The sequence below is a fragment of the Limnohabitans sp. T6-20 genome (assembly GCF_003063505.1).
In the GTDB taxonomy this organism is placed as follows: domain Bacteria; phylum Pseudomonadota; class Gammaproteobacteria; order Burkholderiales; family Burkholderiaceae_C; genus Limnohabitans_A.
In genome coordinates this window covers 719,307-732,394 of record NZ_NERW01000003.1, presented here as the reverse complement: position 1 = coordinate 732,394, position 13,088 = coordinate 719,307, and the positions used below count along the sequence as shown (strand labels likewise).

Annotated in this window: 13 protein-coding genes; 9 read left to right on the top strand and 4 right to left on the bottom strand. The window is 61.9% G+C overall.

Annotated features, from left to right (window positions below):
- Positions 1-2 precede the first annotated feature (2 nt).
- The gene (locus B9Z33_RS14195; protein ID WP_233252841.1) at positions 3-1,400 is read left to right on the top strand and encodes a pitrilysin family protein; all 1,398 of its coding nucleotides are present in this window, start codon (positions 3-5) and stop codon (positions 1,398-1,400) included.
- A 3-nt stretch (positions 1,401-1,403) separates the two neighbouring features.
- Here the strand turns inward: B9Z33_RS14195 and B9Z33_RS14190 are convergent, their stop codons facing one another.
- A complete protein-coding gene (locus B9Z33_RS14190) occupies positions 1,404-1,934 on the bottom strand; it encodes a hemerythrin domain-containing protein (RefSeq protein WP_108287645.1) in 531 nt (176 codons plus the stop codon).
- Positions 1,935-2,215: 281 nt separating this feature from the next.
- Between B9Z33_RS14190 and B9Z33_RS14185 the strand changes: the two genes are divergently transcribed.
- From B9Z33_RS14185 to coaD, 3 genes are all read left to right on the top strand, one after another.
- Positions 2,216-2,494, top strand: coding sequence for a cell envelope biogenesis protein TolA (locus tag B9Z33_RS14185; protein WP_108287644.1), 279 nt, complete (start codon positions 2,216-2,218; stop codon positions 2,492-2,494).
- Positions 2,495-2,643: 149 nt separating this feature from the next.
- Positions 2,644-3,291 (top strand): 16S rRNA (guanine(966)-N(2))-methyltransferase RsmD, encoded by a 648-nt coding sequence (gene rsmD / locus B9Z33_RS14180; protein ID WP_108287643.1) that lies wholly within the window; start codon positions 2,644-2,646, stop codon positions 3,289-3,291.
- Positions 3,292-3,341: 50 nt separating this feature from the next.
- Entirely contained in the window at positions 3,342-3,848 is a 507-nt protein-coding gene (gene coaD, locus B9Z33_RS14175; protein ID WP_108287908.1) for a pantetheine-phosphate adenylyltransferase, read from the top strand.
- 216 nt (positions 3,849-4,064) lie between these two features.
- Here the strand turns inward: coaD and recJ are convergent, their stop codons facing one another.
- Together recJ and B9Z33_RS14165 are read right to left on the bottom strand one after the other, a co-directional pair.
- Positions 4,065-5,774 carry a single-stranded-DNA-specific exonuclease RecJ gene (gene recJ / locus B9Z33_RS14170; RefSeq protein ID WP_108287642.1) on the bottom strand — a complete coding sequence of 570 codons (1,710 nt, stop codon included), beginning with the start codon at positions 5,772-5,774 and terminating at the stop codon, positions 4,065-4,067.
- Between the two features lie 17 nt (positions 5,775-5,791).
- A complete protein-coding gene (locus B9Z33_RS14165) occupies positions 5,792-6,739 on the bottom strand; it encodes a hypothetical protein (protein WP_108287907.1) in 948 nt (315 codons plus the stop codon).
- Positions 6,740-6,925: 186 nt separating this feature from the next.
- Here B9Z33_RS14165 and B9Z33_RS14160 point away from each other — a divergent pair, with 186 nt between their 5' ends.
- The 3 genes from B9Z33_RS14160 to B9Z33_RS14150 all read left to right on the top strand — a co-directional run bounded on the left by B9Z33_RS14160 (position 6,926) and on the right by B9Z33_RS14150 (position 9,957).
- Complete coding sequence (locus tag B9Z33_RS14160; RefSeq protein WP_158270225.1) at positions 6,926-8,122, top strand: MFS transporter; 1,197 nt, start codon at positions 6,926-6,928, stop codon at positions 8,120-8,122.
- Between the two features lie 19 nt (positions 8,123-8,141).
- A complete protein-coding gene (locus B9Z33_RS14155; protein ID WP_108287640.1) occupies positions 8,142-8,609 on the top strand; it encodes a CoA-binding protein in 468 nt (155 codons plus the stop codon).
- Between the two features lie 64 nt (positions 8,610-8,673).
- Positions 8,674-9,957, top strand: coding sequence for an O-acetylhomoserine aminocarboxypropyltransferase/cysteine synthase family protein (locus tag B9Z33_RS14150; RefSeq protein ID WP_108287639.1), 1,284 nt, complete (start codon positions 8,674-8,676; stop codon positions 9,955-9,957).
- Between the two features lie 120 nt (positions 9,958-10,077).
- On the opposite strand, the gene B9Z33_RS14145 is transcribed toward B9Z33_RS14150, so the two are convergent.
- The gene (locus tag B9Z33_RS14145) at positions 10,078-10,920 is read right to left on the bottom strand and encodes a phosphatase PAP2 family protein (protein WP_108287638.1); all 843 of its coding nucleotides are present in this window, start codon (positions 10,918-10,920) and stop codon (positions 10,078-10,080) included.
- Between the two features lie 204 nt (positions 10,921-11,124).
- On the opposite strand from B9Z33_RS14145, the gene B9Z33_RS14140 reads away from it, so the two are divergent.
- Complete coding sequence (locus B9Z33_RS14140; protein WP_108287637.1) at positions 11,125-12,393, top strand: lipoprotein-releasing ABC transporter permease subunit; 1,269 nt, start codon at positions 11,125-11,127, stop codon at positions 12,391-12,393.
- Positions 12,386-13,084, top strand: coding sequence for a lipoprotein-releasing ABC transporter ATP-binding protein LolD (lolD, locus tag B9Z33_RS14135; protein ID WP_108287636.1), 699 nt, complete (start codon positions 12,386-12,388; stop codon positions 13,082-13,084). The genes B9Z33_RS14140 and lolD overlap by 8 nt, the downstream gene beginning before the upstream one ends.
- Positions 13,085-13,088 lie beyond the last annotated feature (4 nt).

The following is a 13,088-nucleotide window of genomic DNA, read 5'->3' as shown; positions in this document are numbered from 1 at the left end:
TCATGAAAGTCAAAAGCAAAATGGCCTTGATTCCTTATCCGTCGGTCGTGTCGAATTTTTTGGTGCACTCGACGCTGGTGCTGGCTGGCTGGTGTGCTTTGGGCGCGGCGCAAGCCGCTTTGCCGATTCAGCACTGGACACAGCCGGGCGGCGCCCGTGTGTATTTGGTGGAGAGCCACGCCATTCCCATGGTCGATGTCCAAATTGACCTGGATGCCGGCAGCCGTCGCGATCCCGCCGCCCAAGCGGGCTTGGCATCCGTGATGGCGGGGCAGATGTCCAGCGGCATGCGTGCGGCCCCTGCCGGCAAGGGCCCTTATGCGCAGGCCCTGGATGAAAACCAGATCGGGGAAGCCTGGGCCGATCTGGGGGCGAGTTTTTCGAGCAGCGCCAGCGCGGACCGTTTGAGCTTTGCCTTGCGCAGCCTGAGTTATCCGGATTTGCTGGGCAAGGCGGTGGCTTTGGCTGCTCGGCAAATGGCGCATCCTTCTTTTCCGGAAGACGTTTGGTTGCGCGACCGGGAGCGCATGTCGGCATCCCTGCGCGAGTCCTTGACCCAGCCGGGTACGCTGGTGCAAAACAGCTTTGCTGCAGCGGTGTACGGCAACCATCCGTATGGTTACCGCGTCACGCCCGAGTCGCTGTCGCGCATGGGGGTCAAGGACTTGAAAGCACTGCACGCCAAGTCGCTTCAAGCGTGCCGCGCATCGGTCAGTCTGGTCGGTGCGGTGACGCGTGCACAGGCCGATGCCCTGGTTCAGCGTTTGCTGGCGCTGTGGCCTGCCGAAGGGCCATGCCAAGCCCTGCCCGTGGTGCCCGAGGTCCAGCCCTTGGCCGAACCTCAGAACCTGAATGTGGTTTTTGATTCAGCCCAGGCCCACGTCCTGATCGGGCAGCCGGGCTACAAACGCAACGACCCTGACTTTTTTCCGCTTCTGATCGGCAACCACATTCTGGGTGGGGGCGGCTTCGTGTCGCGTTTGACCGAACAGGTGCGAGAAAAGCGCGGACTGAGCTACAGCGTGTACAGCTATTTCTCACCGGGCTTGCATGCCGGGGCGTTCACTGTGGGCCTGCAAACCCGGCCTGACCAGGCTGCGCAAGCCGTGGCCGTGGCCAAGGACGTGGTGCAAGGTTTTGTGAGCGAAGGTCCGACCGAGGCCGAACTGCAAGCGGCCAAATCCAACTTGGTGGGTGGTTTCGCCTTGCGCATTGACAGCAACCGCAAGCTGCTCGACAACGTGGCCAACATCGCCTGGAACCGGTTGCCCCTGAATTATCTGGACACCTGGACCCAACAAGTTGAACGAGTCACTGTGGCCGATGTTCGCCGTGCCATGGCGCGGGTGCTGCAACCCCAACGCATGGTCACGGTGGTGGTTGGGGCACCCACGCCCTGAGTGTCAAATGTGGGCTGCAAAATGCGGCACATGCCGCATGTGCAGGGTCAGTCCCAAGGCGGCCATGTGGTTGTCGTTGCGCCCCAAAATGGTCTGGGCCAAAGGCAGAAATTCCTGCTCTTCTAATTTGGCGTGCGCCTGATAACGTTGCACCATGGACTGCAGTGCCAATACGTCCAGTGTGGTGTCCTGCCCTTTGGCCACTTTGCGCAAACCGGGCTCGAGCGACTCCCAGAGTTTCTCCAAGGCTCTGTGGTCATGTGTCAATTGCGCCACCAAGCCTTCTACCCTGAGACGCTCGACACCTGCGTCAGCGCTTTGATGAACAGCCGGGAAAAGGTCTTTTTCCTCCTCGCTGTGGTGGCTGTACATGGCTTTGCTGAAGAAGGCGAGGGACTCGTCGGCAATTCTTCGGGCTTGGGCCGCTGGGCCCAGCAAGGCGGGCAAGTCCCCCATGCGCGACAGTTGCGCAAAAATACCCAAGTGGCAGTTGGAGAAGTGTGAAATGGGGGCTTCGGTGTCAGATGTGTTCATGGTGATGGATCTCAAACGGCTGTCGATGTTTCACTTTAGGTTGAGCCAACTTTTCGGCCAAGCACCATCTGTAATTTTTTTGATGCAAGTCATGTCGGCCCTTGCAAAAAATGCGGTGACGTCTGTGCGGCATGGCGGCGTGAAGTCCTTGGTGCTGATGCACAAGACACATGGCGTTACAACTGCAGGGCTCTTGCGGTCATCAGCACCGTGTCGGGCCGCGTTGTAGTTGCAAGTTCAACAAGGTGTTGGACTGAAAACCTGAATCAAGGACATCTCTCATGAACAAGCTGCTCGCCACCCTCGTCGCCGGTTTCTTTGCTGTCGGTGCATTTGCCCAAGCGCCTTCTGCTGCGCCCGTTGTCGCTGCAACGCCTGCTGCAGCTGTCGCTCCAGCCAAGGTTGAGGCCAAAGATGCCAAGGCCGATGCCAAAGTGAAAGCCGAGAAAAAAGCTGCCGCCAAAGCGGAAAAGAAAGCCGCCAAAGCAGCTGCCAAGGCCGATGCACCAGCCGCCAAGGCCGACGCCAAAATGGATGCCAAAGTCGCTCCAGCCAAGTGAGCTGAATGGCCAAGCTTCTGGCTTGGCCTCCGCTTCAGAAAAAACCAGCTGCGTGCTGGTTTTTTTCTGTCTGTGTCTCGCGCAAGGCATGGGCCTTCGGGGACGGGGCAGTCCACCGCTTGGTTGGATGGCCTTTACACTTGCGCCCTATGCCTTCATCCAAATCTTCACGTCAGTCGCCCAGCGGCAATGCCCGCAAACCTGACGCCAAAAAGCCTGTGCATCGGGCACCCAAAGGCCCGCCTTCGCACGAAATCCGCATCATCGGCGGGCAGTGGCGTCGCACGCGCCTGAAAGTGATCGACAAACCGGGCCTGCGCCCCACGCCCGACCGTGTGCGCGAAACCCTGTTCAACTGGCTGGGCCAGGACCTGAGTGGCTGGCGCTGTGTGGATGCATTCGCAGGCACCGGCGTGCTGGGCCTCGAAGCCGCCTCGCGTGGCGCGGCCCAGGTGTTGATGGTGGAACAAGACGCGGTGCTGGTGCGTGATTTGCAAGAAAATGCCGCGCGCCTGAAAGCAAGCATGGTCAATGTGCAGCGTGGCGATGCCGTGACCGCATTGAGTCGCTTGCCTGCTGGCAGCGTGGACCTGATTTTTCTGGACCCGCCTTTTGACGGCCCCTGGTTTGAACCGGCGCTGAAAGCAGCGGCCCGTGCCGTGCCTGCGGGGGGCTGGATTTATCTGGAAGCCCCCGTGGCCTGGACCGCTGAGGCATTGGGTGCCTTGGGGTTGCAGTGCGAACGCCACCTCAAAGCCGGCGCAGTGCATGCCCATTTGTTGCAGCGGATTGCATAATTTGCTGGGCAAACCATTCCAGTTTGCAGCTGTTTTTCAAGGACAACCCCATGAGCCGATCTGCCAACACCGTTGTGACCGCTGTGTATTCGGGCACGTTTGACCCCCTGACCTTGGGGCACGAAGACGCCATCCGCCGCGCCGCGCAGATGTTTGACCAGGTCATCATCGCCGTGGCCGTGGCGCACCACAAAAAAACCCTGTTCAGCCTGGACGAACGCGTGGCCCTGGCGCAAGCCGCGTTGGCCGATTGCCCGAATGTGAAAGCCATGCCGTTTGACGGCCTGATTGTCGAGTTTGTGCGTTCGCAACACGCCCAAGTGATCGTGCGGGGCCTGCGTTCGGTGACCGACTACGACTACGAAACGCAAATGTCTGGCATGAATCGCCATTTGGCCCCCGAAGTGGACACCGTGTTTTTGCACACCAGCGCGGGTGTGCAGCACATCAGCAGCACGCTGGTACGAGAAATTTCCAAATTGGGCGGCGATGTGTCGGGCTTGGTGTCTGCCCCGGTGCTCAACGCCTTGCAAGGCAAGGTGGCCACCAAACATTGACGGCACGCTTGTGCCGGGCGTGTTGGTCTGCCGTGGGAGCGAGCCCCCGCTCGCGAATCTCCGATGGGGCTTTGGCCTGTGAGCTACCGCCAACGTGGTGGCAGAACAAGCATTCGGCCGCAGGGGCGGCCTCCCACAAATAAGCTTTCGGCTGCAGGGGCAGCCTCCCACAGAGAAGGCTTTGCTTGCAGGTCGGACCTTCAGGCCCAACGATCTTCAAACTTCCGCGCCTTCCACCAAAAACCGCACGCGCTTTTGGCCTTGCCACTCGTCGGCGTCCAGCCGGTAGGCCAGCTTCACCTTTGAGGGCAGCGGTTCGGTGCGGCCAAACCAGATGCCGTCCACCGGCTGGCCCTGGTGTTTCATCTTGAGCGACAGGTGTTTTTCACCCACCAAGCGCTGCGACACGATCTCGATCTCTTCGCAAAACACCGGTGGCGCGAAGCCCTGGCCCCAGACCTCGTGGTGCAGCATGTCCACCAAATCGACCCGGCGGTACTCGGCAGGCAGCGGCCCATCGGTTTCCAGCCGGCGTTGCAGTGTGGCAGCGTCCAGCCATTCCATGGCCACCTGGTTCAGTGTTTCCTCAAACACATCGAGGTGCTCTTCGGCAATCGTGCAGCCCGCCGCCATGGCGTGCCCGCCAAAGCGCAGCAGCACGCCCGGGGCACGTTTGGCCACCAGGTCGAGCGCATCGCGCAAATGGAACCCCGCAATCGAGCGGCCGGAACCCTTGAGCTCGTGCTCTTTGCCCGGCGCACTGCTGGCGGCAAACACAAAGGTGGGCCGGTGTAGCTTGTCCTTGATGCGTGAGGCCACGATGCCCACCACGCCTTCGTGAAAATCCGGATCGAACACGCAAATGGCCGGGGGCGGCTCGTCGCCTTCGTCAAACAGCGACTCGGCCATTTCCATGGCCATCTCGCGCATGTCGCCCTCGATCACGCGGCGTTCGCGGTTGATCGCGTCCAGCTGCTTGGCCAGCTCGTCGGCGCGGCCCGCATCGTCAGTCAGCAAACACTCGATGCCCAGCGTCATGTCGGCCAGGCGGCCTGCGGCGTTGATGCGTGGCCCCAAGGCAAAACCAAAGTCAAATGTCGTGGCCTTGGCGGTTTCGCGGCTGGCCGCACGCATCAGCGCCGACATGCCCGGAGGCAGCGCGCCTGCCCGCACGCGGCGCAGGCCTTGCGCCACCAGGCGGCGGTTGTTCGCGTCGAGCTTGACCACGTCGGCCACGGTGCCCAAAGCCACCAGGGGCAGCAGGGCGTCCAGGCGCGGTTGGGTGCTGGCGTCAAACACACCGCGCTGGCGCAACTCGGCGCGCAGGGCCAGCAACACGTAAAACATCACGCCCACACCGGCGATGGACTTGCTGGTGAAGCCGCAACCGGGTTGGTTGGGGTTGACGATGACTTCTGCTGTGGGCAATTCGCTGCCTGGCAAATGGTGGTCGGTCACCAGCACCTGCAAGCCCAGGGCCTGGGCGGCTTGCACACCTGCCACGCTGGCGATGCCGTTGTCCACGGTGATCAGCACATCGGCGCCTTGCGCGTGCACGCGCTGGGCGATGGGGGGCGTGAGGCCATAGCCGTCTACCACGCGGTCGGGCACCAAGTAGTTCACGTTTTGCGCGCCCAGCATGCGCAAGCCGCGCACGCCCACGGCGCAGGCGGTGGCGCCGTCGCAGTCGTAATCGGCCACGATGCACAGGCGCTTGTTTTGCGCCATGGCATCGGCCAGCAACTTGGCGGCCTCTTGGGTGCCCAGCATGCCCGCCGGGGGCAGCAGAAGGTTCAGCGCGTCGTCGAGTTCGTCTTTGGACTGCACGCCGCGAGCGGCATACAGGCGGGCCAGCAGGGGGTGGATGCCCGCTTGTTCCAGCGCCCAGGCGCTGCGGGGTGGCACATCTCGGGTGAGCAAATTCATGGGCAATCAATGAGCGTTTAAGGAGTGATGAGGGCAGCCAATGCCGCCGCAGGGGTCGTCTTGTTGAACAGGCGGGTGATCCGCTGGTGCCAGGCCGCAGGCGCAGCGGTGTAGGTGTGTGCCGCGTGTTCGCTGCACAGGCTCAGCGTGACTTGGCCGGTGGCTTGGAGGTGGGCCAGCGCATCGGCCACGGTGGTGGTATCCAGCTGCTGCCAGGCTTGCCGCCAGGCCTGCACATCGCCATGCAAGGCGGCTGAGCGCAGGCCCTCGGGCACTGTCACGGGGTGCACCTTTGGCTGTGTGCCGACTGGCAAGCTGCCCGCGCCGTGCAGCCAAAATGAATTCACGGCGATTTGCCTGCGTGCATCGCGGGCGTTGTTGACAGGGTGGTTGTACAGCAGCATTTGCATTTCGCTTTGCAGGCGCTGAAGCGGGCGGGCTGTCGGGCTGTCGGGCATCCAGGCTTTGACGTTTTGGCCGATCACGCGGTCCAGCGAGGCACAACTCAGCTCGGCCAACAGGGCACCTTGGGCGTGCCAGAGCAAGGCGCTGTGCCAAGTCACTTGCAGGCCGTCCTCAATCAAGAAGGGCTGCATGGCCTGCAGAAGTTGTTGCGACTCTTCGTCAGACAAGTGCAGGTGCGCCGGGTCGGCCATGACCACCTGGTCCATGCCCACTTGCCAGTGGCAAGGTGTCATCCAAGCCTGCGCTTGGTCTCTGGGCTGACTTTGTTGCGCCTGATGCCAGGCAGCCCAAGGCAGGGCGGTGGCGTCGCTGACCCAGCCCAAGGCTTGGGCCTGGAGACGTTCGTGGGGCAGGTGCAAAGGTGTTCGTTCGGGGTCTTGCCAAATTTGCTGGCGCTGTAGCTGACCCAGCAGGGTTTGCAGATGGGGCAGCTGCAAACCGCCCCAGACCTCGGGGCCGTTGAAGGCGTGGCTGGCCGCGTAGGGAATGATCAAGTGCATGGGTCCAGATTGTCGCAGGCCCCAAGTGCCAGGGTTTTGGCCGGGGACGAGTGGGAGCAGCCCTGTGTGGTCATTCATGCCGTCCATTGCGACTTTCATGGACGGGGGCGGGTGTTCATGGTGGTCAGCGGGCCCTCGACCTTGGGGGCACAATCGACCACAGCCGAAAAAAAATACGGAGACACCATGAAAGAAAAACCCTATGCCTGGGTGGTGGTTTGGGCAACGTTTGTGTGCTTGGCCCTGATCTTTGGGGTGTCGTATTCGTTTGCGGCATTTTTTGAATCTTTCGCAGCCGAGTTTTCGGCGCAGCGGGCCGATGTGTCCTGGATTTTTGGCCTGTCTGGCTTTGTCTACTTTGTGCTGGGCGCGGGCGGCGGCATGCTGGCCGACCGTTTTGGTCCGCGCATCGTGTGCTCGGCGGGCATGGCACTCATTGCGCTGGGCCTGTTGGCCACCAGCTGGGCTTCATCTTTGCTGGCGGTGTACCTGAGTTACGGCTTGTTAGTAGGCTTGGGCATTGCATTGGTGTACACACCTTCCATTGCCAGCGTGCAGCCTTGGTTCACTACCCACCGTGGCCTGGCCGGTGGCATTGCCAGTTCGGGCGTGGGCGCAGGTACCTTGCTGGTGCCGGTGCTGGTGGCCATGGCGATTGGCCCCATGCCCTGGCGTGAAGCCATGCAGTTGTTGGCTTTTGGGGTGTTGGTGCTGGGTTTGTTGGCAGCCGGTTTGCTGCGCCGCGCCCCTGCGGCACAGGCCGCCCCGGGTGTGCCCACTGCGGGTGGCGCCGCCTCTGGCCTGAGCTTGCGCGAGACCCTGAGCAGCCCCACCTTCCGTTGGCTTTACCTGGCCACCGTGCTGGCTTCACCTGTAATGTTCATTCCCTTCGCCCATGTATCGGCCTCGGCGCGTGATATGGGCCTGGGCGAAGCCTTTGCAGTCGGTTTGGTGGGCCTGATTGGGGTGGGGAGTCTGGTCGGGCGCTTTGCCATTGGCCTGTTGGCCGACCGACTGGGCCGCGCGCAGACGCTGGTGCTGATGCAGCTGTCCATGGGTGCGTCCTATGCGCTGTGGGGCGCGGCGGGCGGGCAAATCATGTTGGTGGTGTTTGCTTTGTGGTTTGGCCTGAGTTATGGGTCCATCGTCTCGCTTTTGCCTGCGATTTGTATGGATTACTTTGGCGGTCGCTCGGTGGCCAGCGTGGTGGGAACGCTCTACAGCGGCGCGGCTGTGGGCAATTTGTTAGGCCCCGTATTGGCCGGTGCGGTGTTTGACCACAGCGGGCATTATTTGGGCGTGATGGCGGTGTGCGGCGTGCTGTCGCTCATGGCCACCTGGGCATCACGGCAAATGAAACGCTGCGGCCAAGCGCGGTATTGAATTGAGAAAGAATCACCTCATGCACAACGATTTGCACGCGCTGCGGCGCATCCTCAAAACCTGCCCCACCATCGCTGTGGTGGGCCTGTCGGCTGAGTGGCATCGACCGAGCTACTTTGCAGCCAAGTACATGCAGTCGCACGGCTTCAAGATCGTGCCCGTGAACCCGCGCTATGCGGGTCAGGAAATCTTGGGCGAAACCTGTTACGCAAACCTCAGCGACATTCCTTTCAAGGTGGACATGGTAGATGTGTTTCGCCGCAGCGAGGATGTGCTGCCCATTGCCGAGCAAGCGGTGCAGATCGGTGCCAAGTGCCTGTGGCAGCAACTGGGCGTGGCCAACTCCGAAGCCGACGCCCTGGCCCGGCAAGCGGGTTTGGATTCGGTGAGCAACCGCTGCGTGAAGATTGAGCATGCCCGGCTGTTTGGCGGCCTGAACTGGGTGGGTGTGAACACCGGCATCATCTCGGCGCGGCGCTTGGTGTGAAACAAGCCATCGCCCACGGGGGTGGGCTCCTACAAATTCAAGCCAACTTTTCATACCGAACACCATGACCGACCGCCAATTTCACCCCGAAACCCTGGCCATCCACGCCGGGCAAATTCCCGATGCGGCCACCGGCGCACGCGCCTTGCCCATCTACCAAACCAGCAGCTTTGTGTTTGACAGTGCCGAGCACGCAGCATCACTCTTCAACCTGCAAACCTTTGGCAATGTGTACTCTCGCCTGAGCAACCCCACGGTGGCGGTGCTCGAAGAGCGTGTGGCCGCGCTCGAAGGCGGACGCGCCGGGGTGGCCAGTGCCTCGGGCATGGCAGCCGAGACCATGGCGCTCATGACCATCTTGCAATCGGGTGACCATGTGGTGGCCGCTGGAGCCTTGTACGGCGGCTCGGTCACCATGCTGGCCGTGAGCTTGGCTAAATTTGGCATCGAGACCACGTTTGTGGACGCAACCAAACCCGAAGCTTTTGCCGCCGCAATGCGACCCAACACCCGCGCGGTGTACGCCGAAAGCCTGGGCAACCCGAGCATGGTGGTGCTGGACATCGCGGCTGTGGCCGCGGTGGCCCACGCGCACGGCGTGCCGCTCATCATCGACAACACCGTGCCCAGTCCGCTGCTGTGCAATCCGCTCGCGCTGGGCGCTGACATCGTGGTGCATTCGGCCACCAAATACCTGGCGGGCCATGGCACCACGCTGGGCGGTGTGGTGGTCGAAGGCGGTAAATTCCCTTGGGACAACGGCAAGTTTCCGGGCATGACCGAGCCGTCCAAGGGCTACCACGGCGTGAAGTTTTACGAGACCTTTGGCGACTTTGGCTTCACCATGCGCTGCCGCATGGAAAGCCTGCGCGTGTTCGGCGCATCGCTCAGCCCCATGAGTGCCTGGCAAATTCTGCAAGGCGTCGAAACCTTGCCGCTGCGCATGCAAAAGCACTGCGACAACGCGCTGGGCGTGGCGAAGTTTTTGCAGGCCGACCCGCGTGTGGCCTGGGTCAATTACCCCGGCTTGCCCGACCACCCGCAACACGCCCTGATGCAGCGCCAGATGCGCGGTGCCTCGGGTCTGTTGTCCTTTGGCGTGAAAGGTGGCTTGGCGCAGGGCGTGACCTTCATCGAGTCGGCCCAGTTCATGAGCCACCTGGTCAACATTGGCGACACCCGCACCCTGATCAGCCACCCGGCCAGCACCACGCACCGCCAGCTCGACGAAGCGCAGCAACTGGCCGCAGGTGTACCGCCCGACATGGTGCGCATTTCGGTAGGCTTGGAGAATCTGGACGACATCCTGTGGGACATCGACCAGGCGCTGGCTAAGGCCAGCCGCTGAAAACCGTCGGGGCTGAAGTCGCCAACGGAGAACAACAGGCCTTAACTTGCAGATCGGCAAGTTCAGCACCGGGGGGGCGTGATCAGCGCTGACCTTTGCGGGTGCAGACGCACCCGCATTTCACCGCTGCAGTGCAGCTGCTTCTGTGGCGCAATCTTGTCGGTCGGATTTCAGACCTTTGGCGCGGGCGCTCGCTATTTCGACTTTGGCCAGCTGGGCCTGCGCCTGAAAAACCGGATCGGCTTGCAAGCGGGCCACGGCGGCGGCACCCACCACGCGCCCGGCTTCCAAGTCGCTTTGCCAATGCACGCCACAGACCATGCGGCTGTCCCCAAAAGCGTGTGCACGTTGCAACAGGGCGTCAGCTTTTTCGGGTGCCACGCCTGTTAAGATCAGGCCCCAGGCCCAGCCCAAGGCGGCATGGCCTGAAGGGTAGGAGCCGTCTTTGGCCAGCTGCGCTTCTTCCTTGGGCGAACAGGTGGTCTCACTCAGTTGTGCAAATGGGCGTTTGCGCGCGTAATGGTCTTTGGCTTTGTACGTGGCCAACCCTGCATCGATCAGGGTGCGCCGCAGCAACATGTTGAGGTGGGGCGTGGCTTCTTGCGAGATGGGTACGTCGAGTGCGCACGAGAACACCCCGCCGGCCTCAGGGAACTTCAGGTTCACATCTTGGGTGGCCAGTGCCCAGCGAGGCGTGTCGCGCCAAGCGCGTGTTTGGCGGTGCGCCTCGAGGTCTGCCGCGTGTCGGGCCGATCCGGGGGGCGGTGGCGGAGGCACCAGGGCTAGGCTGTCGGGCAAGGCTTTGCGGTCCAAATAACCGTTCAAATAACCCGACCCCTTGCGAAACTCGCCCACGACTTCGGGTGAGGTGGGTGGCTCAGCGCGATTGACGGGGGCGGTTTGGCAGGCACTTAAAAGGGCGATTGCGGCGAAGGTGTACAGGCTGACGTGTTGTGTTTTCATAGCGGGCTTCCTTGGGGTAAAAGATGCTTCTAACCTTGAGCTCAGGCACTCTGGGGGCATGGTTGAACGTCACAGGTGTCCAAGTTTTAATTCAAAGCAATGCAAGCACCGTCACTGCAGCGACTTTCTCGGTGGAAACACCATGTGTGCACGTGTTTTTGAGCTTTGCTCAGGGCATTGACCGATTGGTCACAATAGCGGTCTATGGCTTTTTTCAAAAACATCCCCTACGAGCTGGTGCTCGGCTGGCGTTACACCCGCGCGGGCCGTGCCACGCGGCGCAACGGCTTCATTTCTTTCATTTCTGGTGTGTCCATGATGGGCATTGGCCTGGGGGTAGCGGCGCTCATCATCGTGTTGAGCGTGATGAACGGCTTCCAGAAAGAGGTGCGCGACCGCATGTTGGGCGTGGTCTCGCACATTGAGGTGTATGCCGCCGACGGCGCGGCGGTTGACCAGTTGCCCGCATTGCTCACCCGCTTGAAGGCGCACCCGCAAGTGGTGGGTGCTGCGCCTTTCATCACCGCGCAGGCCCTGCTGGCCCGGGGTGAGGACATGAAGGGTGTGTTGGTGCGCGGTATTGACCCGGCGCTGGAGCCTGAGGTCAGTGATTTGTCGAACGACACACAAGCCGGGGTGCTGCAGCGATTGCAGCCAGGTGCGTTTGGCCTGGTGCTGGGCCGCGATTTGGCCAACAACTTGGGCGTGCAGACGGGTGATCCAGTGACCCTGGTGTCGCCGTCAGGCCAGGTCACGCCTGCGGGTGTGGTGCCACGCATGAAGCAAATGGGCGTGGTGGGCACGTTTTCTTCCGGGCATTACGAATATGACTCGGCGCTGGCGCTGATGCATGTCGATGACGCCGCCCGCATGTTCCGCCTGGAAGGTCCGAGCGGCGTGCGCTTGAAGCTGCGCGATTTGCACTTCGCGCGTGAGGTGGCGCGCGACCTGCAGCTTGAGCTGGGCCCGCAATTCTTTGTGCGCGACTGGACGCAGCAAAACAAGACCTGGTTTGCCGCCGTCCAGGTCGAAAAACGCATGATGTTCATTATCCTCACCCTCATCGTGGCGGTGGCTGCTTTCAATTTGGTCAGCACACTGGTGATGACGGTGACCGATAAACGTGCAGACATCGCGATCTTGCGCACACTGGGGGCCAGCCCGCGCAGCATCATGGGCATCTTTGTGGTGCAGGGCGCGGCGGTTGGGGTGATCGGCACGATGAGTGGCTTGCTCTTGGGCCTGCTGGTGGCCTTCAACATCGACGTGATCGTGCCCGCGTTGGAAAAACTGTTCAACGCCAGCTTTTTGCCGCGAGACATTTACCTGATCAGCCGCATGCCCAGCGAGCCTTTGGCCAGCGACATTTGGCCGGTGGCCATCATTTCTTTGGTGCTGGCTTTTGTGGCCACGCTCTACCCCAGCTGGCGGGCCAGCCAGGTCAATCCGGCGGAGGCACTGCGTTATGAATGACACCAAAAACGTGGGCACCGTATTGCAGGCCCAAGGCCTGACCAAGCGCTTCACCGAAGGGCGCTTGGACGTGACCGTGCTGCAAGGCGTGGATCTGCAAGTGAACGCTGGTGAGACCTTGGCCATCGTGGGCGCTTCGGGCTCAGGCAAAAGCACCTTGCTGCATTTGCTGGGCGGGTTGGACGCGCCTACGCAAGGCTCGGTCAAGCTCAAAGGTCAATTGCTGTCCGCCCTGAGTGCAGCCGAGCAGGGCCAGTGGCGCAACCGTTATTTAGGTTTTGTTTACCAGTTCCACCACCTGCTGCCCGAGTTCAGCGCGCTCGACAACGTGGCCATGCCATTGTGGATTCGCCGGCAAGACCGCGCCGAAGCCGCTGCGGTGGCCTCGGGCTGGTTGCAACGCGTGGGCTTGGGCGAGCGCCTGTACCACAGGCCATCGGAGTTGTCGGGCGGCGAGCGCCAGCGTGTGGCCTTGGCCCGCGCATTGGTCAATGACCCGGCCTGTGTGTTGGCGGACGAGCCCACCGGCAATTTGGATCGCGAAACCGCCGACGGCGTGTTTGCCATGATGCTGCAGCTGGCCCGTGAGCGTGGCACAGCCTTTGTGGTGGTCACGCACGACCAGGCCTTGGCGGCGCGTTGCGACCGGCAATTGCACCTGGTCAAGGGCGTGTTGCAAGCGCCTGTGTGAATTT

Coding starts and splice junctions, on each gene's coding strand:
- recJ (WP_108287642.1), bottom strand. CDS start 5,774: ATGAATTTGCTCACCCGAGATGTGCCACCCCGCAGCGCCTGGGCGCTG.
- lolD (WP_108287636.1), top strand. CDS start 12,386: ATGAATGACACCAAAAACGTGGGCACCGTATTGCAGGCCCAAGGCCTG.
- B9Z33_RS14195 (WP_233252841.1), top strand. CDS start 3: ATGAAAGTCAAAAGCAAAATGGCCTTGATTCCTTATCCGTCGGTCGTG.
- B9Z33_RS14190 (WP_108287645.1), bottom strand. CDS start 1,934: ATGAACACATCTGACACCGAAGCCCCCATTTCACACTTCTCCAACTGC.
- B9Z33_RS14160 (WP_158270225.1), top strand. CDS start 6,926: ATGAAAGAAAAACCCTATGCCTGGGTGGTGGTTTGGGCAACGTTTGTG.
- B9Z33_RS14165 (WP_108287907.1), bottom strand. CDS start 6,739: ATGCACTTGATCATTCCCTACGCGGCCAGCCACGCCTTCAACGGCCCC.
- B9Z33_RS14140 (WP_108287637.1), top strand. CDS start 11,125: ATGGCTTTTTTCAAAAACATCCCCTACGAGCTGGTGCTCGGCTGGCGT.
- B9Z33_RS14150 (WP_108287639.1), top strand. CDS start 8,674: ATGACCGACCGCCAATTTCACCCCGAAACCCTGGCCATCCACGCCGGG.
- B9Z33_RS14145 (WP_108287638.1), bottom strand. CDS start 10,920: ATGAAAACACAACACGTCAGCCTGTACACCTTCGCCGCAATCGCCCTT.
- coaD (WP_108287908.1), top strand. CDS start 3,342: ATGAGCCGATCTGCCAACACCGTTGTGACCGCTGTGTATTCGGGCACG.
- B9Z33_RS14185 (WP_108287644.1), top strand. CDS start 2,216: ATGAACAAGCTGCTCGCCACCCTCGTCGCCGGTTTCTTTGCTGTCGGT.
- B9Z33_RS14155 (WP_108287640.1), top strand. CDS start 8,142: ATGCACAACGATTTGCACGCGCTGCGGCGCATCCTCAAAACCTGCCCC.
- rsmD (WP_108287643.1), top strand. CDS start 2,644: ATGCCTTCATCCAAATCTTCACGTCAGTCGCCCAGCGGCAATGCCCGC.